Source organism: Candidatus Arsenophonus nilaparvatae, assembly GCF_045346035.1.
Lineage (GTDB): Bacteria > Pseudomonadota > Gammaproteobacteria > Enterobacterales > Enterobacteriaceae > Arsenophonus > Arsenophonus nilaparvatae.
This window is the reverse complement of the sequence record NZ_CP158507.1, coordinates 1646333-1673015: the sequence shown is the minus strand read 5'-3', so window position 1 is coordinate 1673015 and position 26683 is coordinate 1646333. Positions and strand designations below refer to the sequence as shown.

19 protein-coding genes and 1 pseudogene are annotated in these 26683 nt (G+C 36.9%); 13 read left to right on the top strand and 7 right to left on the bottom strand.

The annotated features are described in order from the left end of the window. Positions 1-227 precede the first annotated feature (227 nt). Both WH390_RS08145 and WH390_RS08140 read right to left on the bottom strand, forming a co-directional pair. A complete protein-coding gene (locus tag WH390_RS08145) occupies positions 228-3347 on the bottom strand; it encodes an efflux RND transporter permease subunit (RefSeq protein ID WP_032115136.1) in 3120 nt (1039 codons plus the stop codon). A gap of 42 nt (positions 3348-3389) precedes the next feature. Continuing rightward, entirely contained in the window at positions 3390-4553 is a 1164-nt protein-coding gene (locus WH390_RS08140) for an efflux RND transporter periplasmic adaptor subunit (protein ID WP_032115137.1), read from the bottom strand. A gap of 136 nt (positions 4554-4689) precedes the next feature. On the opposite strand from WH390_RS08140, the gene acrR reads away from it, so the two are divergent. The 3 genes and pseudogenes from acrR (at position 4690) to mscK (ending at position 9239) form a co-directional block, all read left to right on the top strand. Continuing rightward, the gene (gene acrR, locus WH390_RS08135) at positions 4690-5325 is read left to right on the top strand and encodes a multidrug efflux transporter transcriptional repressor AcrR (protein WP_032115138.1); all 636 of its coding nucleotides are present in this window, start codon (positions 4690-4692) and stop codon (positions 5323-5325) included. Positions 5326-5356: 31 nt separating this feature from the next. Continuing rightward, complete coding sequence (locus WH390_RS08130; protein WP_032115139.1) at positions 5357-5719, top strand: DsrE/DsrF/TusD sulfur relay family protein; 363 nt, start codon at positions 5357-5359, stop codon at positions 5717-5719. A 194-nt stretch (positions 5720-5913) separates the two neighbouring features. Further along, positions 5914-9239 (top strand): annotated as a pseudogene (gene mscK / locus WH390_RS08125) (mechanosensitive channel MscK). A gap of 17 nt (positions 9240-9256) precedes the next feature. Here mscK and WH390_RS08120 read toward each other — a convergent pair. Both WH390_RS08120 and priC read right to left on the bottom strand, forming a co-directional pair. Further along, positions 9257-9430: a DUF2496 domain-containing protein gene (locus WH390_RS08120; RefSeq protein WP_069187508.1), complete on the bottom strand. Its 174-nt coding sequence runs from the start codon at positions 9428-9430 to the stop codon at positions 9257-9259. Positions 9431-9452: 22 nt separating this feature from the next. Beyond that, complete coding sequence (priC, locus tag WH390_RS08115; RefSeq protein WP_032115140.1) at positions 9453-10001, bottom strand: primosomal replication protein PriC; 549 nt, start codon at positions 9999-10001, stop codon at positions 9453-9455. A gap of 142 nt (positions 10002-10143) precedes the next feature. Between priC and apt the strand changes: the two genes are divergently transcribed. From apt to WH390_RS08070, 9 genes are all read left to right on the top strand, one after another. Further along, on the top strand, positions 10144-10695 hold the full coding sequence (gene apt, locus WH390_RS08110) for an adenine phosphoribosyltransferase (RefSeq protein WP_032115141.1): 552 nt from the start codon (positions 10144-10146) through the stop codon (positions 10693-10695). Positions 10696-10779: 84 nt separating this feature from the next. Continuing rightward, complete coding sequence (dnaX, locus tag WH390_RS08105) at positions 10780-12759, top strand: DNA polymerase III subunit gamma/tau (RefSeq protein ID WP_406850557.1); 1980 nt, start codon at positions 10780-10782, stop codon at positions 12757-12759. Positions 12760-12834: 75 nt separating this feature from the next. Beyond that, entirely contained in the window at positions 12835-13164 is a 330-nt protein-coding gene (locus WH390_RS08100; protein WP_032115143.1) for a YbaB/EbfC family nucleoid-associated protein, read from the top strand. Then, positions 13164-13769 (top strand): recombination mediator RecR, encoded by a 606-nt coding sequence (gene recR, locus WH390_RS08095; RefSeq protein WP_032115144.1) that lies wholly within the window; start codon positions 13164-13166, stop codon positions 13767-13769. The genes WH390_RS08100 and recR overlap by 1 nt, the downstream gene beginning before the upstream one ends. A 193-nt stretch (positions 13770-13962) precedes the next feature. Continuing rightward, a complete protein-coding gene (gene htpG, locus WH390_RS08090) occupies positions 13963-15837 on the top strand; it encodes a molecular chaperone HtpG (RefSeq protein WP_032115145.1) in 1875 nt (624 codons plus the stop codon). A gap of 186 nt (positions 15838-16023) precedes the next feature. Continuing rightward, on the top strand, positions 16024-16668 hold the full coding sequence (gene adk, locus WH390_RS08085; protein ID WP_032115146.1) for an adenylate kinase: 645 nt from the start codon (positions 16024-16026) through the stop codon (positions 16666-16668). Positions 16669-16803: 135 nt separating this feature from the next. Further along, positions 16804-17772: a ferrochelatase gene (gene hemH / locus WH390_RS08080; protein ID WP_032115147.1), complete on the top strand. Its 969-nt coding sequence runs from the start codon at positions 16804-16806 to the stop codon at positions 17770-17772. Positions 17773-18261: 489 nt separating this feature from the next. Next, entirely contained in the window at positions 18262-19392 is a 1131-nt protein-coding gene (wzz(fepE), locus tag WH390_RS08075) for an LPS O-antigen length regulator Wzz(fepE) (protein ID WP_032115148.1), read from the top strand. Between the two features lie 97 nt (positions 19393-19489). Continuing rightward, a complete protein-coding gene (locus WH390_RS08070; protein WP_032115149.1) occupies positions 19490-20797 on the top strand; it encodes an inosine/guanosine kinase in 1308 nt (435 codons plus the stop codon). A gap of 51 nt (positions 20798-20848) precedes the next feature. Here WH390_RS08070 and ybaL read toward each other — a convergent pair whose 3' ends face one another. Further along, positions 20849-22597, bottom strand: coding sequence for a YbaL family putative K(+) efflux transporter (ybaL, locus tag WH390_RS08065; protein ID WP_032115150.1), 1749 nt, complete (start codon positions 22595-22597; stop codon positions 20849-20851). An 882-nt stretch (positions 22598-23479) separates the two neighbouring features. Between ybaL and ushA the strand changes: the two genes are divergently transcribed. Next, positions 23480-25144 (top strand): bifunctional UDP-sugar hydrolase/5'-nucleotidase UshA, encoded by a 1665-nt coding sequence (gene ushA / locus WH390_RS08060; RefSeq protein WP_032115151.1) that lies wholly within the window; start codon positions 23480-23482, stop codon positions 25142-25144. 11 nt (positions 25145-25155) lie between these two features. On the opposite strand, the gene ybaK is transcribed toward ushA, so the two are convergent. Then, positions 25156-25635, bottom strand: a complete 480-nt coding sequence (gene ybaK / locus WH390_RS08055) for a Cys-tRNA(Pro)/Cys-tRNA(Cys) deacylase YbaK (protein WP_032115152.1) — start codon at positions 25633-25635, stop codon at positions 25156-25158. Positions 25636-25732: 97 nt separating this feature from the next. Continuing rightward, positions 25733-26548 (bottom strand): TraB/GumN family protein, encoded by an 816-nt coding sequence (locus WH390_RS08050; protein WP_052044843.1) that lies wholly within the window; start codon positions 26546-26548, stop codon positions 25733-25735. Positions 26549-26683 lie beyond the last annotated feature (135 nt).

Sequence of the window (26683 nt, the reverse complement as noted above, 5' to 3'; positions counted from 1 at the left end):
TTTTTTGTTATATGATGTTAATCAAGGAACTAATCTAGAGCAAAATATCAAATATATACAAAAAGTTACAGTATTACTGTGTTATTTTATTATTATTTATTTTTTTATTAAAAAATAAGTTCTAGTCATATATTTAGAGTTATTTTTCATTTATTAAAAAACATGTTTACTTAAAAGGCCAGAATATCTGGCCTTTTAATGGAAATATTACTAATAATCTAACTAAGCTAATATTTATTTGTAAAACGTCTACGTATAACGACAAAAAATACTGGAACGAAATAGATTGCTAATGTGGTTGCTGCAATCATTCCTCCAAGTACACCGGTACCTACAGAGTTTTGCGCGCCTGAACCTGCACCGTTACTAATAACGAGCGGTAAAACGCCAAGCATGAATGCTAATGATGTCATTAAAATAGGCCGTAAACGCATTCTGACAGCATCTAGCGTCGCTTCAATCAATCCTTTTCCTTCTTTTTCCATTAAGTCTTTAGCAAACTCAACAATTAAAATGGCATTTTTGGCGGATAGACCAATAGTTGTTAATAAACCTACCTTAAAGTAAACGTCATTTTCTAATCCCCGAATTGAAGTGAAGAGTAATGCCCCAATAACTCCTAATGGTACAACTAGCATAACAGAAAAAGGAATTGACCAACTTTCATATAAAGCGGCTAAACAGAGAAAGACGACAATAAGAGAAATTACATATAAAGCAGGTGCTTGATTGCCAGAAAGACGTTCTTGGTAAGACATACCGGTCCATTCATAACCAATACCTTCAGGTAATTTTTCAGTAAGTTGCTCCATTAATAGCATGGCATCACCGGTACTTTTCCCTGGTGCCGCAGAACCTTGGATTTCCATTGCAGGTAAACCATTATGGCGTTCCAGACGTGGTGAACCATATAGCCATGGATCTTTGCTATGATCAATCAATGCAGAAAAAGGTACCATTTTTCCTTGATTATTGCGGACATAAAGTTTTTCAATATCAGCAGGCAACATCCGGAATGGGGCATAGGCTTGTACATAAACTTTTTTAACGCGTTCACGATCAATAAAGTCATTTACATAGATGCCGCCAAACATGGTACTTAACGTTGCGTTAATATTATTGATAGAAACACCTAATGCTTCCGCTTTCTGTTGATCAATATAAAAACGATATTGAGAAGTATCATCTTGCCCGTTAGGACGGACATTTTGCAATATATCAGGATGTTGAGCGATAAGCCCTAGTAGTTGATTACGAGCAGCCATTAATTTGTCATGGCCTAAATTACCCTGATCAACAAGTTCATAATCAAAACCACTGGCAGTACCTAGTTCAGGTATAGCAGGGATATTGAAAGAGAAGATGATAGCTTCTTGTATTTTTGAAAAGGCAAGATTGGCACGATTAATAATTTGAGAAACATGGCTTTCAGCACTATGACGTTCTTTCCAATCTTGTAGTACGACGAAAGCAAGCCCCATGTTTTGTCCCTGTCCCGCGAAGCCAAAGCCACTGACGGTAAAGACAGATTTAACATTCGCTTTTTCTTTGGTGCGATAATATTGGTCAATATCATGAAGCACTGCGACTGTTTGTTCCTGGGTTGAACCAGGTGGTAGCTGAACCATAGTCAAAAGTACCCCTTGATCTTCCTCGGGAAGAAATGAAGAGGGCAACTTTAGGAACAAAAATGCCATACCGGCAACTAATATAACATAAATAACCAGGTAACGGCCCGTGCCTCTAAGCATATGGCCAATACTATTGGTATAGTGATGCGCGCTTTTTTCAAATGTACGGTTAAACCAACCGAAAAAGCCAGTCTGTTTACCATGAGTACCTTTAGGGATAGGTTTTAATATTGTGGCGCACAGGGCGGGAGTTAGGATCAACGCGACCAGAACGGAGAGCACCATTGAGGCGACAATAGTAATCGAGAATTGACGATAGATTGCGCCCGTTGAGCCACCAAAAAAAGCCATAGGGATAAATACCGCCGATAATACTAAGGCTATACCGACAAGTGCCCCTTGAATTTGCCCCATCGACTTTTTGGTAGCTTCTTTAGGTGATAATCCTTCTTCTTGCATTACACGTTCGACGTTTTCTACTACCACAATCGCATCATCGACTAAGAGTCCGATAGCGAGCACCATTGCGAACATGGTAAGCGTGTTAATTGAATAACCCATCGCAGACAAAATAGCGAATGTACCAAGCAAAACAACAGGAACTGCGATCGTTGGGATCAAGGTTGCACGGAAGTTTTGCAGGAATAAGTACATAACAACGACGACTAGCATGATAGCTTCGATCAGCGTTTTCACTACTTCATTAATTGAAATTTTTACAAACGGCGTGGTGTCATAAGGGTAAACAATCTCTAATCCGTTAGGGAAAAACGGCTCCATTTCAGCGAGCGTAGCACGTACGGCTTTTGCGGTATCTAAGGCATTGGCACCGGTAGCCAATTTGATACCAATACCGGCTGACGGCGTGCCATTATATTTTGCTTTGATGCTATAGTTTTCCGCACCTAACTCAACGACGGCAACGTCTTTTAAACGAACCTGAGAACCATCCGGATTAACTCGTAACAGGATATTGGCAAATTGTTCGGCATTATTTAGCCGCGTTTGAGCAATAATCGAAACATCCAGTCGCTGGCCTGCGATCGGTGGTGTGCCACCTAGCTGACCGGCAGCAACTTGGTTATTTTGAATTTTTATGGCATTGATAACATCCTGAGTAGCCATATTGTATTTAACAAGTTTATCTGGATCTAACCAGATCCGCATAGCGTACTGAGTGCCAAACAGCTGGGTTTCAACGACCCCTTTTACTCGACTGATAGGATCTTTAATGTGAGAGTTAACATAATCCGCGATATCCTCTTGATTCATAGAGCCATCTTTAGAAATAAAAGCGACTACCATCAAGAAAGAACCGGTAGATTTATTAACATGGATGCCTTGCTGCTGTACTTCTTGGGGCAGTAATGGCATGGCCAATTGTAATTTATTTTGTACCTGTACTTGTGCAATATCGGGATCTGTTCCAGCTTCAAAGGTAAGTGTCAGAGACATGTTACCCATTGCATCACTGGTTGACGACATATAAACCAGATTATCAATCCCATTCATATTCTGTTCGATAACCTGAGTAACGGTATTTTGTACAGTGGTGGCGTCAGCTCCAGGATAGGTTGCTGAAACCGATATAGCAGGTGGTGCAATGGTTGGATATTGCGCCACTGGTAATTTGATAATTGCCAATAGACCAGCAAGCATGGTAATAATGGCTATTACCCACGCGAATATTGGCCGTTCTATAAAAAACTGAGGCATTAATTATCGACTCCCTTAATTTAAGACTTTTGCGGAGAAAATTTATTTTTCTGTTGTATTTGGAGTTAATGATGTCTCTTTAGCTACCACTTTCATGCCAGGCCTGACTTTTTGTAGCCCAATAACAATGACACGCTCTCCAGCTTTTAGTCCTTTAGCTATTAGCCATTGATTACCAATTGCTTGCGCAGTAATTACCGTACGGGTTTCGACTTCATCATTGGTATTAACAATCATCACTTGGGCTTCACCACGAGGTGTCCGACTTACACCTTGTTGTGGCACTAAGATCGCATTTTTTTTCACGCCTTCTTCTAAAACAGCACGAACAAACATACCAGGCAGTAATTGTTTTTCTGGATTTGGGAAAATAGCCCGCATTGTGATAGAACCCGTACTTTCATCAACAGTTACATCGGAAAATTGAAGAACACCTTTTTGTGCATAAACTTCACCATTATTCATTTTTAAACTAACAGGTGCTTGCTGTGATTCTTTAGATAAATTGCCGCTAGCAATCTCATTTTTTAAACGCAGATAATCGTCACTGGATTGGGTAACATCAACATAGATAGGGTCTAACTGTTGAATGGTTGTTAGCGCAGTAGCCTGCCCGGTTGTGACTAATGCACCCTCTGTGACGCTGGATTTACCGGAACGGCCTGAAATAGGCGCTGCTACTTTGGTATAATCAAGATTGATACGCGCGGTTTCAACTGCCGCCTCAGCAGCTTTAAGAGAAGCTAATGCCTGAGCATAATTAGCGTTTGCAGTATCATACTCTTGTTTACTGATGTAATTTGTTCCTAATAGAGGCTTATAACGGCTTACAGTTAAACGAGTAATTTCTGCATTGGCTTTTGCTTTTGCTAAATTAGCTTTTGCACTGTCATAATTTGCTTTATAGGTTGCAGGATCTATTTGATATAAAGAAGCTCCAGCTTCAACATCACTACCTTCTTTATAATTTCTTTTTAATATAATACCCTCTACTTGAGGTCTTACCTCGGCAATACGAAAAGCATTAGTACGGCCAGGCAGTTCAGTTGTAACTGTCAATGGCTTTACTTCCAATGTTACGACACCAACTTCAGGTGTTGGAGGTGCAATATTACCTTGCTGGGAATTATCGCCACATGCTGTCAAGATCAAACAGCTTGAGAGTAGTAATATTACCAGAGGTAAGACCCCTCTGTTTTTTTGCATAAATAAACCTCAATATTCAAATATCAATTTCAAATCTGAAACCTAGTGAATTATTATGTTATAAGTCTCCTATTCTATTGCACAAACATACATGAATGTATGTAAATTTACTTCAATAAGAAGAAAGTAAGTTAAAATGGCACGAAAAACTAAGCAACAAGCGAAAATAACTCGCCAAGAAATAATTGATGCAGCAATTAGAACATTTTCTAAGTATGGTGTTTCATCTACCTCATTGTCTAATATAGCAAAGGTTGCAGGTGTAACTCGTGGTGCTATTTATTGGCATTTTAAAAATAAAGTCGATCTTTTCTCCGAAGCTTGTAAATTTACTGATGAACAAATAGCTGAAACTCAGAAAAAGTATCAGTTAAAATACCCCAATGATCCACTTTTTGTATTGAGAAAATTATTACATTATATTTTATTTACTTTTTTTGACGATACTAAAAACAGGGAGCTAACTGAGATTTTTTTTCATAAATGTGAATTGATAGGTGAAATGGCACAGTTTGCTGAATTACGGCGTGAAATTTATATGATTAACCATCAACGACTAGTCACTCTGTTAAGTGCCTGTGTGGAAAAAAAACAGTTGCCTGTCAATATCGATGCCCAGTGCGCAGCAATTATGATACGTGCAGCGATTACTGGCCTATTTGAAAATTGGTTATGTGTACCAGATAGTTTTAGTATCAAAGAAAATGCGATTCGTTATGTGGATACAATGATTGATATGATGAAATACAGTCCATCAATAAGAAACAATTGAAATGTTTTATTACATAATTACGGAGAATTTGATGCCAGAAAAAAACCTATTTTTGATTATTGCTAATGGTGCCGCTTATGGTGATGAAAATCTTTTTAATGCGCTACGTTTGGCGATTGCAGTTAAGGAACAGGCAGCGACAACTGAAATGAAAATTTTTTTAATGTCTGATGCGGTTGTTGCAGGTCTTGATAATCAAAAGCCAATTGATGGTTATAATTTAAAACAGATGTTAGAAATTTTGCTTGCGCAGCAAGTGGAAATAAAATTATGTAAGACTTGTACTGATGCACGAGGTATTAGTGAATTACCGTTAATTAAAGGGGTCAGCATCGGCACTTTGGTAGAGTTAGCTCAGTGGACATTAGTAGCCAATAAAGTTTTAACTTTTTAGATATAATAATATTTGAGGCAAGGAAAGAAATCCTAAGGAGAGATTTTTAACTGTTTTTTTATTTTTAATCTAACTTAGTGGATACTACTATGTTTTCATTTAGTCGAAGGTTGCAAAGCAGAACATGTTGCCAGTGGTTAGTTTCTTTCTTGTCCTAATCTTGTGGTTTATTCTTTCTTTTTAATGCTACGTTAATTGAGAGTGCTACCTTAACCAATATAACCTCAAGGCAAACTATTCAAAACCAATTAAATGCCTTAAGTAATCGTAGCAATTTAACTGCGTATGAAACGCTAGCTTTATCTGACTACAAAAAAGCCATCCAATTTTATGATGAATTAGCTGGATTAGAAAAACAAGCTGAATTAATGCAAAAAAGAGTGATGCAAGCGCCAAGAGAAGCGCGATATGCACTTGATAATTTAGCTAGAATTAAACGTGAGCAACAACAAAGTGAGCAGACTAAAACTGAATATCAGCATTTATCGTTATCGCAACTAGAGAGCCAGTTAAAAAATAAATTAGAAATATTACAAAACCAGCAGGAAAATCTAGCCAATATTAATAACAACTTAGTTGCATTACAAACCCAGCCAGAGCGAGCAATGAATATAATGCTAGAAAATGCTCGGCGGCTACAAGATATTCGTTACCAACTAAATAATGATTTTTCTTCCAATGACGATATTCGGCCTTCTTTGCAAGTATTATTACAAGTGGAACAATTATATCTGCAGCAGCAAAATAAATTTCAACAACACGCATTACAAGCTAATACTCAATTACAGGATGTGCTACAGAAGCAACGTGATTATACAGCAATTTATCTTGAGTTAATTCAAAGTGATATACAATATATTCAGGCTACTATTAATAATAAACGCTTAAATTATTCTGAGGAAACTGCTAAAGAAGCGCAACGCTCAACGATAAATAGTCAGGAAGTGGAAGAATATCCGGTAATTAAACATGAAAAAGCGATTAATAAAGCACTGAGTGAACGTTTGATCTCAGTAACTCAAAATAGTAACCAATTAGTACAAAAAGGAATAAGGATTAAATCTTGGCTAGAAAGAGCCATACAAGTAGAGAGTAATCTAAAAGAGCAAATTACTGTTTTACGAGGAAGTCTATTACTTTCACGCATCCTTTTTCAAAAACAGATTAATTTGCCACCGAATATACTAACAAAAAATCTGCCCACCTTAATTGCTGATTTACGACTGGAACAGTTTGATATTAACCAAGAGCGTGATCAGTTATATCAGTCTTCTAATTATATTAATAAGTTGGCCGATACAATAAATGATTCAATGATAGATAAGACTAAGACCATGCCACTTTCGAAGGAAGTCTGGCGGGCTTTGGAGTCACTGATTGATATACGCCGTGACCTTTTAGATCAGTTAAATATTCAACTGGGTAATCAGATTTCTCAGGCGATTAATTTACAGTTAGATCAACAACAATTACTGGGTGTCATTGATTCTTTAGAACAGACATTAGCTCAGCAAATTTTTTGGGTGAATAGTAATAAACCGATTGATCTGACATGGCTAACTTCTTTTCCTGATGCGGCGAAAGCTGAAATTACTACTTTTAATTTTAAATTACCATTAGTTAGCATAGTCAAAGGCTTAATTAACTCTTCTGTTGTCACAATTCCTCTTTTGTTGGCTTGTCTGTTCTTTTTTTGGATGAATTGCAAGTTTAAACAGCGTTTAAAAGAAATCAATGAGGAAGTTAGAGTCTTCAAAAAAGATAGTCAATTACATACCCCTGTAGCGTTAATTTTAACCCTAATGATGACGTTTTCTGGTGCTTTTATTGTACTCGTTGTCGGTTACTGGTTTTTAAAAACAGGTAATCCTCATGGTGATTTTGTTTGGAGTTTTGCCCTACAATTGGCTTTATTTTGGGTTTTATTTAGCTGGTGTATTAATATTCTGAAGCCTGATGGTATTGCAGAAAATCATTTTTTAATTGCTAAAAAAGAGAATACCTGGTTACGCCAACATTTGATAAATTTGATGCTGCCGTTGATTGTGTTGATTTATTGGTCAAGTTATGGCGTCATGTATCCTTTGCGGTTGGCGGATGATGTCATTGGACAATTGATTGTTCTAATATTCCTGTTTTTAGTTTTTCTATTTACTTTGCCGTTTTGCCGTCGGAACTGGCAACTAAAAGGTGGGCATTTAACTCGCACGATTGTTATTACCATACTGGCTTTTTCTCCATTAGTGCTAATTGGTTTAATGATGGTTGGTTATTATTACACTACTCTTCGGCTTTCAAGTCGTTGGATTGATAGTCTCTATTTATTACTCCTTTGGTATATTATTTACCATAGTTGTATTCGTGGATTATCGATTGCAGCGCGCAAGCTTGCTTATAAAAGGGCGTTAGAGCGTCGTCATAATATGACGCGAGAAGAACAAGAAAATGAACCGATCACCGAACCACCAATGTCAATTGAATTGATTAGTCAACAATCTTTACGTTTAACCAGTATGGTACTGTTTTTGATCTTTATCGTCGCTTTTTATTGGATTTGGTCAGATTTCATTACTATTTTCTCATTTTTAGATGGTATTCAACTTTGGCATACGAATGTACAAAATGAGGCTGGTCATACTTTACAAGCAGTTACCCTCGCGCTGATTTAATTTTGGCGATTATTATTTTTATTGTCGCTTTAGTGATGACACGAAATCTACCAGGTTTGTTAGAGGTTTTAGTATTGTCCCGGCTTAAGCTGCGGCAGGGATCAAGCTATGCGATCACCACAATGCTGACCTATATTATCATCGGTATTGGTACAATTATTGTATTAGCAATGTTAGGTGTTACCTGGAATAAGTTACAGTGGCTAGCGGCAGCATTAACATTTGGTTTAGGTTTTGGTCTACAAGAAATTTTTGCCAACTTTGTTTCGGGTATTATTATTCTGTTTGAACGGCCGGTCAGAATTGGTGATACCGTTACGATTGGTAATTTTTCAGGCACAGTGAGTAAAATTCGTATTCGAGCAACCACCATAACTGATTTTGATCGCAAAGAAGTCATTATTCCCAACAAAGCATTTGTGACTGAACGTTTAATAAATTGGTCGTTAACAGATACTATTACCCGTATTATTATCAAGCTAGGCGTTGCTTATGGTTCCGATCTTGATAAAGTGAAGGCGATTTTATTACAGGCAGCGCAAAGTAATAATAAGATCATGTCAGATCCAGCGCCATTAGTATTTTTTACTGATTTTGGCGACAGTACTCTTAATCATGAATTACGTTTTTATGTTCGCCAGATAGCGGATAGAAGCACAACCTTGGACGAAGTTAATCGACTGATTGATCGCTTATGTCGAGAACAAAATATCAATATTGCTTTTAATCAGTTAGAAGTTCACCTTCATAATAGCAAAGGTGATTCTGTGCAAGAAGTTGAGCGTACGCTAGGTGGCGAAAAGCGATCGAAACAGCAGGATAAAAATAATCGAGATAATGTTGCGGAATAATCATTGAATTATTTTTATCAACGCTTTTTAGTTGCATTGGCAAGTAATAAAATGGCTTCTTTATTCTCATAATCTTTTTTTACAATATCAAGTGCTTTGAGTGCGGTAGTGGGTTCTATTTGATTAATTTCTAGAATATAAATTAAATCAATGGCAACTTGGATTTCTATTGAAGCATTCTCTAGATTCATTAAATATCACCTATATTATTTTTTATTCAATACTTTGATTTTCATAGCGTTCAATTGCCTTTTCTATGCGTGAAAGAGCCTGACGGCATCTCACTAATCTTCCAGTTAATGCAGCTATTTCTTGTTGCAGCTTCTGGCAAGCAACGTATGACTGCTGTTTATCTAATTTTTGCTCTCGATCATTTATCATTGCGATTAGGCGGCGTTCATAATCTTGATGTTGAACTAAACGTTCGTAAAGATCTATGGTTTTTTCTTTTTGGCTATGTTGACTTTCTTGTTCTCTTAAAGTTTGGGTTGCAGATTCTCGCGTTATAGCACCAATTTGGGCAATGATTTTTTCTGTCAAAAAAGTAACTTGTTCTGAACGTGACGTAATAACCGCATGTTTTAATTGATTAAAATGTTGCTTAATTTCAAATAAACATTCGCTTAATTGATGGCTTTTTCGATGAAATAATTTTTGATCAAAACGTAATGTTATAAAAGAAGAGTGTGCAATTGGTTGTATTTTTTCTGCCAATGCTTCAATTTGCTCTTCAAGCGCGTTTAGCAACTTTTGTGTTTTCATATATTAAGCCATAATAATAAAATATGTAATTGCGATTTGACTTCTTACAGTAAAAACGCGCATATTGGTAAGCTAGTTATTGCATTTTTATAATAGTTTTCATAGATTGTAGCGTTTGATTATTTTATCTATGATGATAATTATGATGGTTAATGAAAAAAAAATACAATTTATAAAAGATAGTATTGAAACAATTCCTGATTATCCAATACCAGGTGTATTGTTTCGTGATATTACAACCTTATTGGATAATCCGGACGCTTATCAGGCCACAATTGATCTACTCGTTGAGCATTATAAAAATAAAGGTATAACTAAAATTGTTGGCACTGAAGCGAGAGGATTTTTATTTGGGGCGCCGCTTGCTTTGCGTTTAGGTGTAGGATTTGTACCAGTACGTAAAGAAGGAAAATTACCGCGCGCCATATTACGACAAAATTATGAGCTAGAATATGGTACCGATGCACTAGAGATCCATAAAGATAGTATTTCAGTCAAAGACAATGTTTTAGTTGTTGATGATTTACTCGCTACAGGTGGAACGATTGAAGCGACAGTAAGCTTGATCCGGCAGCTTGGTGGTAAAGTTAATGAAGCGGCATTTATTATCTGTTTGCCTGATTTGGGTGGTATCGAACGTTTAAAAAAGCAAGGGGTCAATTGTTTTAATTTGGTTGAATTCCCAGGCAGTTAATGCGCAAAATTTTCTAGCAAAATGTGCTGACTAGCGAACAGCGATAGGTTGGCGAATCTATATACTTAATGTCTAATAGGAATCATGAGCTACCAGGTACTTGCCCGTAAATGGCGCCCACAAACATTTACCGATGTTGTTGGGCAACAACATGTTTTGACCGCGCTGGCAAATGGTTTGCATCAGCAGCGGCTCCATCATGCCTACTTATTTTCTGGTACACGTGGAGTTGGTAAAACGACCATTGCGCGGCTGTTTGCGAAAGGGCTTAACTGTGAGGTAGGGATAAGCCAAAACCCTTGTGGTAAATGTGCTAACTGCCTAGAGATAGCGGATGGGCGATTTGTTGATTTGATTGAAATTGATGCCGCTTCGCGCACGAAAGTTGAGGATACCCGCGAGCTACTAGATAATGTCCAGTATGCACCGGCACGCGGTCGATTTAAAGTGTACTTAATCGACGAAGTTCATATGCTATCTCGTCATAGCTTTAATGCTTTACTCAAGACACTGGAAGAACCACCAGAACATGTGAAATTTCTATTAGCAACGACAGATCCACAGAAATTACCGATAACAGTTTTATCACGTTGTCTGCAATTTCATTTAAGATCACTTGATATTGACCAAATAAGCAGTCAACTTGAACGTATTTTAGTGGCTGAGCAAATATCGAGTGATAAACGTGCCCGCCAATTAATCGCTAGAGCTGCCGAAGGTAGTTTACGTGATGCATTAAGTTTAACCGATCAAGCTATTGCTATGGGGCAAGGGCAAGTATCGGCAGATTCAGTTAGCCAAATGCTAGGCATATTAGATGATGAACAGCCGCTAGCGATCATTGAAGCGATTGTGCATGCTGATGGTCCAAAAATGATGGCTTTAGTAGAAGATATTGCTTTGCGAGGCGGTGACTGGGAAAGCGTATTGATTGAAATGTTATCATTAATTCATCGTATTGCGATGATCCAGCTTTTACCTGTGGAGATGCAAGATACTGCATCACCCATAGACGAGCGTCTACGTTTACTTGCGCGCTTGATTACGCCAACGGATTTACAGCTCTATTATCAAACCTTGTTAGTCGGACGTAAAGAGCTTCCCTATGCGCCAGAAAGGCGGATGGGAGTTGAGATGACATTGTTACGTGCATTAGCATTTCATCCTAAGTCTGTTAATGATATTGAAATTCCATTGGTGTCATCACCAAGTCTCTCTGAAACAACTACAATAGCCAATGATATTGATAATCATGTCGATATTTCTGTTAACTTAAAAGATAAAAAAAAAATCATCAATAAAGCCACAAGCTCATCGGATGAAAAATTAATTAGTACACCTACATTGCAATTATTGCAAGCAAAAGCATCGCTAAATAAAGCGCAAGAGAAAACGCCGTTAAAAAAGTCTGAAACAGCATCACCAAAGACAAAAACGCCACTAGCGATGTCGGCGTTAGAAAGGTTAGCTACCGTTTCGGCACAGCATCAGCTCTCTGTTTTAAATCAGCCTAAAACAGCTAATAAAAATGAAAAAAATCAAAAGGGTAAATCTTATCAATGGCGCCCGCAAAATGTTTCTGAACAAAAAGTAGAGCGAGTAACCACGACTGGCAATATTAAACAAGCTTTAGAATATGAAAGGACGCCGGAACTTGCCAATAAAATTGCGCTTGAAGCTCGAGAACGTGACCACTGGTCGGCAGAAATTTGTCAGTTAAAAATGCCAAAATTGATAGAACAACTTGCGTTAAATGCTTATAAGGAAGCGTTAAGTGAAACGGAAATGTGTTTACATTTACGCTCAACGCAACGGCATTTGAATACTGAACCGGCGCATAAAACATTAACAAAAGCCTTGAGTGAGTTATATGGTAAGCCGATAAAACTGGTTATCATTGAAGATGATAATTCAGCCGTCAAGACACCTTTGGAATGGCGGCAGGTAATTTATGAAGAGAAGCTAGCACAGGCCCGTCAATCTATTATAGTGGATAAAACGATTCAGACTTTGCGCACGTTATTTGATGCGCAGTTAGATGAAGAAAGTATTCGGCCGGTGTAGCCGAATGCATACCTTTAAGTATAATGTTGCAATGTTAAAATCTATTTTTGTAACAGATCAGAAAGAGAGAATATTATGTTTGGTAAAGGTGGGCTGGGTAACCTGATGAAACAGGCTCAGCAAATGCAAGAAAAGATGCAAAAAGTTCAAGAAGAGATTGCTAACATGGAGGTTACCGGCGAATCGGGTGCAGGTCTTGTTAAAGTAACCATTAATGGCGCGCATAATTGTCGTCGGATTGAAATTGATCCTAGTTTAATGGCAGATGACAAAGATATGTTAGAGGATCTTATTGCTGCTGCATTTAATGATGCTGCGCGTCGTATAGAAGAAGCCCAAAAAGAAAAAATGGCCAATGTATCTAATGGCATGCAATTACCTCCAGGTTTTAAGATGCCATTTTGATGCAAACGAGCCCTCTTCTTGAATCTTTAATGGAAGCGCTACGCTGTTTACCTGGTGTAGGACCAAAATCAGCGCAACGTATGGCTTTCCATCTTCTGCAACGCAATCGTAGTGGTGGCATGCAATTGGCTCAGGCATTAACACGTGCAATGTCGGAAATTGGCCATTGTCAGGGTTGTCGAACATTTACTGAAAAAGATCACTGTTCTATTTGTACTAATCCGAGGCGTCAACAAACTGGCCAAATATGTGTAGTTGAAAGTCCGGCTGATATTTATGCAATTGAACAAACAGGGCAGTTTGCCGGGCGTTATTTTGTTTTAATGGGGCATTTGTCGCCATTAGATGGTGTTGGACCTAAGGATATCGGCCTGGAAAGCTTAGCCGATAAACTCGCGACTGAGACGGTATCAGAAGTGATCCTGGCGACCAATCCAACAATTGAAGGGGAAGCAACCGCTAATTATATTGCTGGTATATGTGCTCAATATGGGGTGATGGCCAGTCGTATTGCTCATGGCATTCCTGTTGGCGGTGAGCTTGAAATGGTTGACGGAACCACGCTATCACATTCAATTATTGGCCGTCAGAAAATTAATTATTGATAGTATAAGCGTAATATAAAATAAACATATGCAGAGGTTAAATACTCTGCTTATTTTTTTGTGAAAAAGTTAATCATATCGGCTATCAAGCACGCTTTTCACGACCGTGAACTTGAAATTTTCAAGTTATATCCCCATCTGAGTTTCATAACCATTCAACCTAATAAAATTATTCTAAAATTGAGGCTATTTAATGAGTATGAAAGGACAAGAAACTCTTGGATTTCAATCAGAAGTAAAACAGTTATTGCAATTGATGATCCATTCTCTTTATTCCAATAAAGAAATCTTTCTACGCGAGCTGATTTCAAACGCATCTGATGCAGCGGATAAATTACGTTTTAAAGCACTATCACAATCTGATCTTTATGAAAATGACGGTGATTTAAGAGTTAGAATTGATATTGATAAAGACAAAAAAACTTTAACAATTAGTGATAACGGCATTGGCATGACGCGCGAAGAGGTTATTGATAATTTAGGGACGATTGCTAAATCTGGCACCAAGGCTTTTTTACAGTCTTTAGGTAACGAACAAGCGAAAGATAGCCCATTAATCGGTCAGTTTGGTGTTGGTTTCTATTCAGCTTTTATTGTTGCAGATAAAGTGACAGTGCGTACTCGGGCAGCGGGCGTAGCCGCCGATAAAGGGGTTTTCTGGCAATCTCAGGGTGAGGGTGAATATACTGTTGCTGATATTGAAAAAGCAGAGCGTGGGACTGAAATTACCTTACATTTACGTCAAGACCAAATGGAATTCTTAGATAACTGGCGTTTGCGTTCAGTGATCAGCAAATATTCAGATCATATTGCCCTGCCAGTGGAAATTGAAGCTAAGAACGAAGAAGATGATACTGTTATTTGGGAAAAAATTAATAAAGCCCAGGCGCTATGGACACGTAACAAAAACGATATTACGGCTGAAGAATATAAAGAGTTTTATAAGCATGTTTCCCATGATTATGCAGATCCTTTAATATGGAGTCATAATCGGGTAGAGGGTAAACAAGAATATACCAGTCTACTTTATATACCGACTAAAGCGCCTTTTGATTTATGGAATCGTGATAATAAACATGGTTTAAAGCTTTATGTTCATCGTGTTTTTATCATGGATGAAGCAGAGCAATTTATGCCAAATTACTTACGTTTTGTCCGTGGGTTAGTTGACTCCAATGACTTACCATTAAATGTTTCGCGCGAAATTTTACAAGATAGTGATATCACCCGCAGTTTGCGCAGTGCATTAACCAAACGCGCATTGCAAATGTTGGAAAAATTAGCCAAAAGTGAACCTGAACAGTATCAACAATTCTGGCAGGAATTTGGACTAGTGCTGAAAGAGGGGCCTGCGGAAGATACAACTAATAAAGAAGCGATTACTAAATTATTACGCTTTGCATCAACGCATAATGAGAGTAATTTACAGAATGTTTCTTTAGAAGATTATGTTAGTCGTATGATTGAAGGGCAGGAAAAGATCTATTACATTACTGCAGATAGTTATGCCGCTGCGAAAAATAGCCCGCATTTAGAATTATTCCGTAAAAAAGGAATTGAAGTTTTATTATTATCTGATCGGATTGATGAGTGGATGATGAACTATTTGCCAGAGTTTGAAGGCAAATCCTTTCAATCTGTTAGTAAGACAGATGAGTCACTAGAAAAACTCGCTGATGAAAATAAGAAAGAGCAAGAAGAGACAGATAAAAAACTGGAGCCTTTCGTTGAGCGGGTAAAAAAATTATTAGGCGAGCGGGTGAAGGAAGTGAAGTTAACACACCGTTTAACAGACACGCCGGCAATCGTGACGACCGATGCGAATGATATGAGTACTCAGATGGCAAAACTTTTTGCTGCGGTGGGTCAATCAGCGCCGGAAGTAAAATATAATTTTGAACTTAATCCTGAACATCCATTAGTTAAAAAAGCGACAGAGCTAACTGATGATGGCTTATTTTCTGAGTGGATAGAGGTATTATTAGATCAGGCGTTGTTTGTTGAACAAGGTAGCCTAGAAGATCCTAATCAATTTATTCGCCGTATGAATAAGTTACTTTTGGGCTAAAATTTATTTAATTAACCAAGTTGTTCATAAAACCACGTTTTAGTTATTTTAAGACGTGGTTTGTTTTTTTAACGAAAATAATTTGATTATTCAATGGTTATCTGTTTTCTTGAGTTATAGGTATGCCTAATGATAAGGTAACTTTTCTTTCAAATTATAAAAATGAAATAGCAAGGGGTTTACGCAATGCGTATTATTTTGCTCGGCGCGCCAGGCGCAGGTAAGGGGACTCAGGCACAATTCATCATGGAAAAGTATGGTATTCCACAAATTTCTACCGGTGATATGCTACGTGCTGCCGTAAAGGCGGGTTCAGAGTTGGGTCTACAAGCGAAAGAATTAATGGATAATGGTAAGCTTGTTACTGATGAATTAGTTATTGCTTTAGTTAAACAGCGTATAGCCCAGGATGATTGCCGAAACGGTTTCTTACTAGATGGATTTCCTCGCACTATCCCACAAGCAGACGCAATGAAAAATGCGGGTATTGCGGTGGATTATGTGTTGGAGTTTGATGTACCCGATGAAATTATTGTTGAACGCATTGTTGGTCGTCGAGTTCATACGCCTTCGGGGCGTGTTTATCATATTAAATTTAACCCACCGAAAATAGCAAACAGAGATGATATTACCGGTGAAGAGTTAAGCATTCGCAAAGATGATCAAGAAGAAACGGTCCGCAAGCGATTAGTGGAATATCATCAGTTAACTGAGCCTTTAATTGCTTATTATCGTCAAGAAGCTGCTGCTGGTCATACTAAGTACTTTAAATTGGATGGTACCCGTAAGGTTACTGAAGTCAGTGAAGAGCTGGCTAACATTTTAGGTTAGTTGTTAGTTGATAAAATAGGCATCCAATTTGGGTGCCTATTTTTTATTTATGGCTAATTAGTGGAAATAAAAATATTTAATAAGTTATGATAAAGTTATAAATAATTAGCGATAAATAAAATGGAGCCAAGTGGCATGAGCATTAAGAAGTATGGTGTTTTATTAGTTAATTTAGGGACGCCTGATGCACCAACGCCTACAGCAGTGAAACATTTTTTGGCAGAATTTCTTAGTGATGTAAGAGTTATTGATATTTCGAGGATAATTTGGAAGCCGCTATTACATTTGGTTATTTTACCAATCCGCTCGCCAAGAGTAGCTAAATTATATCGGTCAATTTGGACCGAAGCTGGTTCCCCATTGCTAAATTATAGTTTGCAACAGCGGGCTGCGCTGGCAAAAAAACTGCCCGATATTCCTGTGGAATTAGGTATGAGTTATGGTTCGCCTGCTATTGCCGAAGCAATTGATAAACTATTAATTCAGCAGGTTGAAAATATTATTGTGTTACCGCTTTATCCACAATATTCTTGTTCAACCACAGCGGCAGTTTTTGATGCGATTAGCCGAGCGTTAAAAAAATATCGAACGATACCCGGTCTTAACTTTATTCGTAGTTATGCTGCTCACCCTTCTTATATTAATGCATTAAAAAGGTCGGTGGAGTTAAGTTTTGAACGCTATGGTACACCAGAGAGATTATTGTTTTCTTATCATGGTATTCCTAAACGGTACGCAGAAACAGGTGATATTTATCCGCAGGAATGCGAACTGACAACCCGTTTACTCAGTGAATTAATTAATTTCCCTGCTGATAAAATCATCATGACTTATCAGTCACGCTTTGGCCGTGAGCCTTGGCTTACACCTTATACAGACATTACCTTAAAAAGGTTGGCAAAGCATGGAATAAAACATGTTCAGCTGTTGTGTCCAGGTTTCTCGGTGGACTGTTTGGAAACTCTAGAAGAGATTGCTGAGCAGAATAAGAAATTATTTTATGCTGCTGGTGGCGAAAAATATCATTATATACCTGCGCTTAATGCCTCTGAGAGTCATATTATATTAATGGCTGAATTAGTTACAGATTTAGCCATTATTTAAATGGAAGTCTAGCTAAAACTAAAAGTTATTTTAATGATTGTAATGCTATTACATATTTAAATTTATCGATATAACTAGTTGTTTTAAATGATTAATTTTAATTAATGCTTATAAAAACCCATATTGAATCCAGTAATATTAATTATTTATTGTATAAAATATTAAATAATTTTTATGACATTTAGTCGGTTTTAAGAAATTTTTTATTATTTACTTTTATATTTTAGAATAATTAGTATTTGGTTAAATTTTATTTGATTATTTTAGTATGCTAATTAGTTGAAATATAGTGATTGCAAAAATAAAAACATTATTGATAAATATGAGTTATGTGTTTTATTAATGTTGGCAATATAGAGTATTATAACTAAACTTTTCTAGATTGAAGATAATTATTTGATTATTTAGTTATTCAACTCTGTATAAGATAGAAATAGATGAAAATTTATAATTAATCATTAACAATATAACTGTTAGAAGCTATAAACTATGACAAATAGACCATTATTAGATGCAACTACAGAACTCGACCCCTCTTTTTATTCTGCCAATACGAAACAAGATGATGAAATTGATTTATTTGAACTTTTTTCTATTCTTTATCAATCTAAATTGTTGATTGCGATTTTTGTTGCCGCATTGTCCGCAGCCGCTTTTTGTTGGTCGTTATTTTTACCACAAAAATGGGCAAGCAAAGCCATGATTGTTCAACCTACCGCTCAAGAAACGTTTAAGCTGAATGAGTTCCTTAGTCAATTAAGAGTAATGGATGTTGAAACAAATATCAATGCTGAGCAAGTTTATGCAAAATTTCTTGATGCTTATCGTTCTCAGTTGTTACAGGAAAATTTTCTGAAAAGTAGTGACTATTTTCAGCAGTTAGTTAAATCAACAGAGTCACAATCCTTAGAGAGAGAACAACAGCTTTTACGTGATATGATAAATAATATTATTGTTGGCAACGTCATTTTTAGTAAAAATGCAAATAATAATGCAAATGATATTAAGCAGCCGATAGAAGCAAGCGTAGAATTTTCTGCAGCAACTGCTCAAGATGCCCAGAATTTATTGTCTGGTTATCTGCGTTATGTTGGCTCGAATGTACGGCAGGAAATTAGAGCCGAGTTAAATGAAAAAATAGCACAACAAATTGTTTATGCTAAAGGTAAATATGCTATTAAGTTGACGGCTTTAAAAAATGCTAATCGGGTTGCGGTTCAGCGGTTGAAGAATTCGTTAACAATAGCTCAATCTGTTGGAGTTAAAAAACCGGTTTCAACTACTCATAACTTTATTCAAGATGATTTAGATTACCCTATTGCATTAGGTTCAGAAGCTTTAGCTAAAAAGTTAGCTATTATTGAACAGGATAATGATCAGCTACCATTAGATCCTGAACTTTTAAATAGCCAACAATATATCCAGCAATTACAGGCGTTAGACACTAAAAATATTTGGTTTCAGCCAGTGAAATATATACAAAAGCCAACTTTACCGCTTGCTAAACAGGCACCCAAGCAAATGTATATAGTTGTATTAGCTGGACTAGCTGGTTTAATTTTGGGTTGTGTTTATGTTTTATTACGTCATATGATAAATAGTCGCAAGCAACAAGTCTGATGAAATAATTTTATATAAGCGGCAGGTAATTTTCCTGCTGCTCAATGATGTTAGTTATGTTAGACTCGCTCCTTTCGTTATTACTAATCTACCTATTATGAAATTCCCTGGTCAACGTAAGTCCAAGCACTATTTTCCTGTTAGTCTTCGAGATCCCTTATTATCCAATCAAGAGTTAATCAATAGTGACAGTGATCATGCATATATAGTTGGTATAGATCAAACTTTGGTTGATATTGAAGCAAAAGTTGATGATGATTTTATTCAGCGTTATCAACTTAGTCAGGGGCACTCACTCGTTATTGAAGAGACTACTGCTGAAGAGCTTTATCGTGAGTTAACGGAGCGAAATCTTATTAGTCATGAATTTGCTGGTGGCACGATAGGGAATACTTTACATAATTACTCGTTATTAGCTGATGATAGATCTGTGTTATTGGGTACGATGTGTAATAACATTCAAATTGGTAGCTATGCCTATCGTTATTTATGCCATACTTCGAGCCGGATGGATTTAAATTATTTACAGGGTGTTGATGGTCCGATTGGTCGCTGTTTTACCTTAATTACGGAAAATGGTGAACGAACATTTGCAATTAGCCCAGGGTTAATGAACCAATTGCGTCCTGATAGTATTCCAGAGCAAATTATTGCAGAAGCATCAGCACTGGTTATTACTGCTTATCTTGTCCGCAGCCAACCTGGTGAACCGATGCCTGCCGCAACAATGCAAGCAATAGAATATGCTAAAAAACATGATGTGCCGGTGGTACTGACATTGGGCACTAAATTTGTTATTGCCGATGATCCCTCCTTTTGGCAAGATTTTCTCGCTAAATATGTTTCTGTTGTGGCAATGAACGAAGATGAAGCGTTAGAGTTGACGGGGATCAAAGATCCCTTATTAGCTGCCGATAAAGTGCTTGATTGGGTTGATCTGGTGCTTTGTACCGCCGGTGCTGATGGACTCTACATGGCTGGTTATACCGAATCAACCTATAAAAGAGAAACTCAGCATCCTCTATTGTCTGGTGCGATTGAGCAATTTAATCGTTATGAATTTAGCCGGGCGATGAGGAAAAAAGAGTGTCAGCATCCTTTTAGGATCTATTCACATATTGAGCCTTATATGGGTGGGCCAGAAAAAATCATGAATACCAATGGAGCTGGTGATGGTGCACTGTCTGCTTTATTACACGATATTACCGCCAATCGTTTTCATCGTTTAAATATACCTAATTCAACAAAACATTTTTTGCCCTACCTGACATATTCTTCCTTAGCACAGGTGTGTAAATATGCTAATAGAGTAAGTTATCAGGTACTTATTCAACATTCACCACGTTTAACGCGAAGTTTGCCTGAAAAAGAAGATAGTTTAGAGGAATCTTACTGGGAAAGGTAATTAAATAAAATCAGGAGAAAGCCAATATTTCCCCTGATTTATTTTTATCGGCTAGTTAGAAGTATCAGGTTTTAAGTATTTATCTAAATCTTTAGTGCCTGATAATAAATTATCGTCATTATTATTAATGGTACAGCCTACTGTTTTCTTTTTAGACAGGAAATGTGCCATGGTTTTGGCTATTTCATGTTCACCAACAACGATGTGATTTGCGCCACGTTCACGAATATATCTAACTTCATCATCATAGTGGGCACGAACAATAATAGTGATATCAGGGTTTAATGACCTAGCCTTCTCAATAATTTGCCCAGCTTCATAACCATTTGGAACGGTGACTAAAAGTGTTTGGGCACAATCTATGCGAGCCAGCTTCATTAGTGCTTTATTTACGGCATTGCCAATTAGTGAACGGAAACCATTTTTAGCTAATTCTTCAAATCGGGCGCGTGTATTTTCGATAACGACAATCGGGATATCTTTTTGGCGTAATTTTTCAGCCAGAATAGTACCAACACGACCATAACCAACAATAATTGCATGACCGCAAATATCGACAGGAATTTGTGCAACTTCTTCCTGCGTTTCATCTAATAATTCTTCCTCTGTTGTTTCGGTTTTTTTCAGATAACGGTCAAGTAAGCTAAATAGTAATGGATTAATCATAATAGAGACGATAGCACCAGCTAAAACCAGGTTTGGCGCTTGACTATCAAATACATTGAGAGTTATTCCCATTCCGGCCAGGATGAAAGAGAATTCACCGATTTGTGCCAGACTTATTGCGATAGTTAAGGCGGTTCGGCGGCTATGACCAAATAGTCTCACTAACAGTAATGCGGCGAGTGATTTACCAATAGTAATAATTGCTAAAACCGCCAATACCGCGAGTGGATGTTCTATTAATATAATAGGGTCTAGAAGCATACCGACCGATACAAAAAATAGAACTGCAAATGCATCTCGCAAAGGTAGTGTATCTTGTGCAGCTCGATGACTTAATTCAGATTCATTTAGGATCATACCAGCGAAAAATGCGCCAAGGGCAAAAGAAGCATTAAATAGAGTTACCGCGGCATAGGCAATACCGAGTGCTAGTACTAAAACCGCTAGTGTGAATAATTCACGAGAACCGGTTGCCGCAGTACGGGCTAGCATCCATGGAATAAGTTGGCGACCGATGAAAAGGGTAATGATGATAAAAATAGCCACTTTACCAACGGTAATGGTTAATTTAATGGCGAGCTCACTAAAACTGGCATTATTACTATCGAGAATACCGGCAATTGCTGGCAGCAATACCAGGGTCAAGACCATGACTAAATCTTCGACAATCAGCCAGCCAATGGCAATTCGGCCTCGTTTACTATCGATCAGTTGACGTTCTTCTAATGCTCTTAATAGCACTACAGTACTGGCTGTTGAGAGACAAAGACCAAAAACGATACCAGCAAATATACCCCAACCAAATAGCATGGCTAAACCAAGACCTAATAAGGTGGCTGTAATTATTTGAGCGATAGCACCAGGAATAGCAATCGATTTTACGGCTAAAAGATCTTTTAAGGAAAAATGTAAGCCAACACCAAACATCAATAATATAACACCAATTTCGGCGAGTTCACTGGCTAAATTTGTATTTGCAACAAAACCTGGCGTAAATGGACCAATAAGAACACCGGCCAATAAATAGCCGACTAACGGTGATATCCTTAGCCGTTGTGCAATCATACCAAATAGATAGGCAAGAGCTAAACCACCAACAATTGTTGTGATGAGGGATGATGCTGAATGATCCATTAAATCTCCTCTTTTTGGGATGACAAAATACGTTATATAGAATTCAAACTTATTTTATCTGCTATAGACTAAAAAAGCGCTAAAAAATTACGTTATAAATAATAAAAAAGCAGTTAACGATAAAAAGAAAACAAATAGCTTGTTTTTTTTATAAAAATGCCAAGTAAATAACCATATTAACTATTATAACTATAATTTATTATTTTATAATATATTATAATATAAACTATTATTCTTTTTTTTATTCTTATTTGATAATGATGTGGTCAAAAAAAATGATAATGATAAAAAATCCAGGTTGAATTAATTAATTCAATACACTTTCTGTGTAATATAATTTTAACTGCTGAAACGATGTCAATTGTCTCCAAAGGTTAATGCAAAGGGTATTTATCAATCATCTCAACAATAGAATCATTAGGTTGATACTTTTACATTTTGGATATAATTAGCAAAATGATGTATCAAATAACAAGTATAGTAGTTATTTATGCTAATAAAATAAAAAAATTTGCAAAAATCAAAATGAATTGATTGATTATTTTTTGACTGAGCATTTTTATTGCCATTTAGGCTAACAATAACAACAATTATCTAATGTTTTCCATATGGTTTTATTAAGTTTTTCAGTGAATTAACTGAATTAAAATAATCATTGTCCACTATTCCTTTAGCAATAGCGATTCAGTCTCTATTTTGTTATTTAATTGAGATTATGACTAGCAATACTTTTATCTTGCGTAATGGCCAAAACGATTTATGTTGTAATAATCAAATAAAATATTTAGTAAATAACAAAATAGAGACTTATTTTTATAGGATATAAAATAAATTATTTGATGAAATACAGAGGTATAAATTTTTAATGGTGTGGAGACAGATATGCGATTGTCACTTAAGACTTCCCTGGGTGGGATAATGTTATTTTTATGGTTGTTATTAAGTCCAACCGCAATTGCATGGCAAAAAGATAAAATTTACTCTATCACAATATTACATACCAATGATCATCATGGTCATTTTTGGCATAACAAAAACGGAGAATATGGGTTAGCAGCGCAAAAAACATTAGTTGCAGAAATTCGCCATGAAGTTGCAAAAAAAGGGGGAATTGTTTTACTGCTTTCCGGTGGAGATATTAACACAGGTGTGCCTGAATCCGATTTGCAAGATGCTAAACCAGATATTAAAGGCATGAATATGATTGGTTATGACGCAATGGCAATTGGTAATCATGAGTTTGATAAACCTTTGGCGATCTTACGCAAACAACAACAATGGGCAACTTTTCCTTTTTTGTCAGCCAATATTTATCAAACCAGTACTGGCCAGAGATTATTCAAACCCTATCTTATTTTTAATAAACAGGGCATTAAAATTGCCGTTATTGGTTTAACTACCGACGATACTGTTAAGTTAGGTAACCCAGGGATATTTTCCGATATAGAATTCCGTTCACCTATCAATGAAGCAAAAACGGTGATCCAATCTTTACGTGTTAATGAAAAGCCCGATATCGTTATTGCAGCGACGCATATGGGACATTATAACAATGGTGAACATGGTTCTAATGCTCCTGGTGATGTTGAAATGGCGCGTAGTTTACCGACTGGATATTTGGATATGATAGTGGGCGGTCATTCTCAAGATCCCGTTTGCATGTCCGTCAGCAGGACAAATTACAAACAAGTTGATTATGTGCCTGGTACATTATGTATCCCAGATCGTCAAAATGGAACTTGGATTGTGCAGGCTCATGAATGGGGAAAATATGTTGGGCGGGCTGATTTTGAATTTAAAAATGGCAAATTTATTTTAACCCGTTATCGACTTATTCCTATTAATTTAAAAAAGAAACGGCTTAATGAAGATGGTTCGACAGAGCTAACTCTTTATACACGAGAAATTCCGCCCGATGTTGATATGGTAAAATTACTTTCTCCGTTTCAGACAAAAGGCCGTCAACAATTAGATATGAAATTAGGTTTCGTTGATGGTCGATTACAAGGTTCCCGCAACAAAATACGTTTTGAGCAAACTAATTTGGCACGGCTGATTTTAGCGTCGCAAGTGGAACGTGTAAATGCCGACTTTGCCATTATGAGCAGTGGCATGATCCGTAATTCTATTGAACGAGGTGAGATCAGTTATCGACAAGTATTTAAGGTTTTACCTTTTGCTAATCATGTAGCCTATGTTGATTTTAATGGTCAGGAAGTGAAAAATTATTTGGCAGCCGTTGCTAGTATGACGCCCGGTTCGGGGGCTTATGCCCAATTCTATAATATCAGTTTAATTCGTCATAAAGATGGCACGATTACAGATATTAAAATAGCCGGTCAGCCACTAGATATTAAAAAGCATTATCGGATGGCAACACTAGATTTTATTGCTTTTGGTGGTGATGGTTACCCGAAAATTAGCCATCATCCAAATTATGTCAATTCGGGATTGGTGGACACTGAGGTATTAAAGCATTTTATTGAAAAACATGCGCCGTTAAAAGTTAATGATTATGCGCCCGGTAAAGAAATTATTAATCATTGATTAATTCGGTATTATTTATCACTTTTTATATTGGCAAAAATTGCATTTAATAAATAAGCTAAATCGTTGGGATCAAGTTCAATCTCAAGTCCTCTTTTTCCACCTGAAATATAAATAGTGGCAAATTGCTTGGCTTGTTCATCAATAATAGTGGGCAGACATTTTTTTTGTCCTAATGGGCTAATTCCGCCTAATAAATAGCCTGTTATTTTTTGGGCGATTTGAGGATCAACCATTTCTGCTTTTTTGGCGTTAAATGTGCTGGCAACGCGTTTCAAATTAAGTTGTCCAGATACCGGTGTGATAGCAACGATGAGATGTTTGCTATTTCCATTTAACGCTACCAGTAGCGTTTTAAATACTTGCCTGGCATCAAGCGCCAATTTTTCCACCGCCTCTTGACCGAAATGATGTAGATGAGCATCATGTTTATAGCTATGTAGCACATATTTGATTCTGTTTTTTTGCAATAAGTTAATAGCGGGGGTCATATAAAAACCTTATTTTAGGTAATGTTATAGCGGGTGGTTAAATTGCCATTTTATTATTTTGATTGGCAATATCGCTTAAATAAAAACTGGAATTGAATTAATCGATTTGTCGTTTAAATAAGTTAGCAAGGTTGTTGTCGCCATATAAATGTAAAGCGCCAACGGCCACTACATAATGACCCGCTGACAATTTTTTTAACTTTTGACACCATAATAAATTACGTTCTTGCATTAATAACTGATAAACATCATCGCGAAAGGTTCTCGGTAATTTTAAATTCAGCTCAGGTTTGAAGTTTATCCACCAACTCAACATTATCTGTAGCGAACGAGCATTAGAGCGCCAATATGTCAAGGTATCTTCCAATAAAGATTGTCCATTATTGGGTAAATTCATGAGGAGCTCGATTTGGGAGGCGGCACCTTCTAGTTCAATGATCGGTTTCTGCTGTTGCTGTGCAACTTGCAGCAGTTGATAATCTATCCCGTATTGAGGAAATAATCCTAGGCTCTGCGCTTGATTGGCTTGTAAGAACAACGCAATTTGCCAGGCAGCAAGAGTATCTAATTGTTCGTAGTGCAGTTTGATTTCTTGGCAATAATGTTTAAATTTCAGATATAGTGAAGGTGAAAGCCGTTGTTTGACCGGTGGGCAAGGGATATCAGAATTGTTAGTTAAGGGAGGCACTGTATCAGTAATGTCGGCTTCAACAATCAAAGCATCGCATTGATTGAGTTTGTTTATTAGAGTTTGAGGTAGCGGGAACATATTTTTGCTGGCCATATGAATACTACCAACGAGATGCAGATGAATATTTCCGGCCAGGCTAACATCATAAGCAGGATAAGGATAATGTTTAGTCTTATTGGCAATCAAATATTTTTTTAGCCTAGATAATACAGGCTCTACCATTCTTCATTTCCCCTTAACACAAAAATTGCTCATTGCCAGTTTAATAGGTTAGCTGTTTTTAATCATTGAGTACAAGATTTTCTATGCTTTATAAAAAACGGTAACTGAACTTTAGTCACCGTTTTGTTAACTGGT